4 protein-coding genes are annotated in these 3,159 nt (G+C 68.7%); 1 reads left to right on the top strand and 3 read right to left on the bottom strand.

Annotation, left to right across the window (positions count from 1 at the left end; all coding sequences use genetic code 11):
- Positions 1–156 precede the first annotated feature (156 nt).
- Both VFX99_RS16195 and recO read right to left on the bottom strand, forming a co-directional pair.
- Positions 157–969 carry an isoprenyl transferase gene (locus tag VFX99_RS16195; protein WP_329667320.1) on the bottom strand — a complete coding sequence of 271 codons (813 nt, stop codon included), beginning with the start codon at positions 967–969 and terminating at the stop codon, positions 157–159.
- Positions 966–1,694, bottom strand: coding sequence for a DNA repair protein RecO (gene recO / locus VFX99_RS16190; RefSeq protein WP_329667319.1), 729 nt, complete (start codon positions 1,692–1,694; stop codon positions 966–968). Before recO ends, VFX99_RS16195 begins: the two co-directional genes overlap by 4 nt.
- Positions 1,695–1,762: 68 nt before the next feature.
- Between recO and VFX99_RS16185 the strand changes: the two genes are divergently transcribed.
- Positions 1,763–2,491, top strand: coding sequence for a trimeric intracellular cation channel family protein (locus VFX99_RS16185; protein ID WP_414684411.1), 729 nt, complete (start codon positions 1,763–1,765; stop codon positions 2,489–2,491).
- A gap of 3 nt (positions 2,492–2,494) precedes the next feature.
- Here VFX99_RS16185 and VFX99_RS16180 read toward each other — a convergent pair.
- A partial coding sequence (locus tag VFX99_RS16180) for a pyridoxal-dependent decarboxylase (RefSeq protein ID WP_329667317.1) occupies positions 2,495–3,159 on the bottom strand: 665 nt, incomplete at its 5' end.

The raw sequence follows: 3,159 nt of genomic DNA, 5'->3' as shown, positions 1-3,159 counted from the left end.
TACGCCGCGCAGGATTCCGTCGTGACCTGCGCAACGGATGCCGCATGTCTCGCGAAGCCGCGATTCGGCGAGTGGCTGCAGCGGACCTACCTCAAATCCGAACCCGAGCTGTTCCCCGCCGACTGACGGATGACGGCCGAGCAGCCCGTCGAGCGCTCAGAGGGCGGGGATCTCGGGTGAGTCCACCGCTCCCCCGAATCGCCGGTCGCGATCCAGGTACAACCCGATCGCGCGCCACAGATCCAGCCGGGAGAAGTCCGGCCAGAGCGTGTCGAGGAACACGAACTCGGCATACGCGGACTCCCACAGCAGGAAGTTCGACGTCCGCTGCTCTCCGCTCGACCGCACGAACAGGTCCACATCGGGCATCTCGGGCTGGTACAGCCGCCTCTGGATCATCTTCTCGGTGACGGCGGAAGGCTTGATCCGCCCGGCGGCGATGTCGTCGCCGATGGAGCGCACGGCGTCGACGATCTCGACGCGGCCGCCGTAGTTGACGCACATCGTGAGCGTCAGCACATCGTTGCCGGCCGTCAGCCGCTCGGCGTACTGCAGCTCCTTGATGACCGACCCCCACAGACGCGGCTTGCGGCCCGACCACCGCACGCGGACGCCCCATTCGTTGAGCTGATCCCGGCGCCGATGGAGCACGTCGCGGTTGAACCCCATGAGGAACCGCACCTCTTCGGGTGAACGGCTCCAGTTCTCCGTCGAGAACGCGTACACGCTCAGGTGGCGCACGCCCACCTGGATCGCTCCTGCGACCACGTCGAGCAGGGCCGCCTCTCCCGCCCGATGCCCCTCGATGCGTGTCTGCCCGCGCTTGTTCGCCCAGCGGCCGTTCCCGTCCATCACGATCGCCACATGCGCCGGAACCCGCCCCTTCGGGAAGGCGGGCGGATAGAGGCCGGTCCAGTCGATGGGGCGGTACGGCACCGCGTCGCGATGGGTGAAGGGCTTCGGGCTCACGTGGCGGCCTCGACGTGCTCGAGCGAGCGGATCCCGCGCTCGAGATGCCACTGCGCATACGCCGCGATGAGACCGGATGCCGAACCCCGGGTCGGCGCGGATGCCGCGTCGACGATGTCCCACTCCCCCTCCATCAGCGCCACGAGCAGAGACGAGGTGGGGACGTCGACGCGCGCCGCCCCCACGGGCGCGCAGTTGCGGCAGATCATCCCACCGAGCTGGGCGACGAAGGTGTCATGCGGGCCGGACGCACCGCACCGGGCACAGTCCGCAAGACCCGGCGCCCACCCGGAGAGCGCCATGGCGCGCAGCAGGTACGAATCCAGGATGCTGCGGGGGACGTGCTCTCCGCGGGCCAGCGCCCGAAGGCCGCCGACGAGGAGAAGGTACTGCTGCGGCGTGGCCTCGGCCTCGTTCAGGCGATCGGCTGCCTCGACCATGGCGTTGGCCGACGTGAAGCGGTCGTAGTGCACGGCGATGTCGGCGCCGTACGAGCCGAGGGACTCAGCCTGCTGGACGATGTCGAGTGACCGCCCCTGGTAGAGCAGCACATCTGCGACCATGAACGGCTCGAGGCGGGCGCCGAACCGGGATGAGGTCCGCCGTACGCCCTTCGCGACGGCCCGCAGCTTGCCGTGCCGGCGACTGAGCATCGTGACGATGCGATCCGCTTCACCCAGCTTGTGGGTGCGCAGGATCACGACTTCGTCGCGGTACGTGGGCACCTCCCAATTATGGCCGCCAGGACCCCTCCCGGTCGGCGCCGAGCCGTGCCGCGCCGCCGGCTCCGGCGATGCGACCGGGCATCCTCCGACCGTCGACCCAGAATGGATGCGTGGACGCTCCGCTCTTCTTCATCCCGCTGTGGGCGGACCTCACCGCCGTCGGACTGGGCGGCATCCAGGGTGCGCTGTTCGCCTCCGGTTTCCGGGGTCAGCGCCGGCTCGATCTGCTCGGCGTCGCGATCATCGGGGTGGTCATGGGCATGGGCGGCGGCATCATCCGCGACATGCTGCTCGATCAGCCCCTCTCGACCCTGCAGAGTGATTGGTACCTGGTGACCGCGATCGGCGCAGCGCTCGTGGGCATGCTGCTGGCCGCGCCGCTGCGCAGGCTCAACGGGCTCATCGTGGGCCTGGATGCGATCGTGATCGGCATGTTCGGCGCCTTCGGGACGAGCAAGGCACTGGCTCTCGGGCTCCCTCTGATCCCCGCGGTCTTCGTGGGTGTCTGCGCGGCGGCAGGCGGCGGCATCCTCCGGGATGTGTTCATGGGGCTTCCGGTGGCCATCATGCACGTGGGCTCGCTCTACGCCATCGCGGCCGCCGCCGGGTGCCTGGTGCTCGCGGTCTCGAACGCGATCGGCGTCCCGCTCGTGTGGGCCGCAGTCGCCGGTATCGTCGTGACCGCCGTGATCCGCGTCCTGGCCGTGGTGTTCGATCTCTCGCTTCCGGAGCAGCGCATGCTCTACCGGAGGAAGGTCGCGGCCGAGACCGGCGCGCTTCCGATCGTCAAGCCGTGAGGGTCAGTGTGTGAACGCGGTCACGAGTCCCTCGGTCGGCATCGGCGCCTCGAGCGCGTCGAGGTAGGCCACTGCTTCCCGGATGTCGACGACGAGGCTCTCGGCGAGGTTGCGGCTCAGGCCGTTGCGCACGACGATCCGCTGAACGACGAGATCGGAGAGGTCGTCGGGCATCGGGTAGGCGGGGATCAGCCAGCCCTTGAGCCGGAGCCGCTCCGACAGGTGGTACAGGTTCCATTTGTCGGTGTAGCCCTTCGTCAGCTGCCACGCGAAAACGGGGATGTCGGTGCCGTCGTTCCACAGGTCGAAGGCAGGCATCTTCGCGATCTCCCCCGCCAGATAGACCGCGACGTCCTGCGAGGCCTTCTGGACCTTGTAATAGCCGTCCCAGCCCAGCCGGAGGAACAGGTAGTACTGCAGGAGCACCTGCGCGCCGGGGCGCGAGAAGTTCAGTGCGAAGCTCGGCATGTGCCCGCCGAGGTAGGTGACGTCGAACACGAGTTCGGAGGGCAGGTCCTCGACCGTCCGCCAGACGACCCATCCCAGGCCGGGGTAGACGAGGCCGTACTTGTGGGCCGAGGTGCTGATGGACACCACGCGCTCGACCCGGAAGTCCCACTCGAGCTCGGGCTGCAGGAACGGTGCGATCATGCCGCCCGAGGCGCCGT

Source organism: Microbacterium sp. (assembly GCF_036277215.1).
Taxonomy (GTDB): Bacteria; Actinomycetota; Actinomycetes; order Actinomycetales; family Microbacteriaceae; genus Microbacterium.
Note: the sequence above shows the minus strand (reverse complement) of the source record. Positions and strands in the feature narration are given on the sequence as shown.

Excerpts from the sequence above, each read along its gene's own strand:
- VFX99_RS16185 (WP_414684411.1), top strand. The coding sequence starts at position 1,763 with ATGCGACCGGGCATCCTCCGACCGTCGACCCAGAATGGATGCGTGGAC.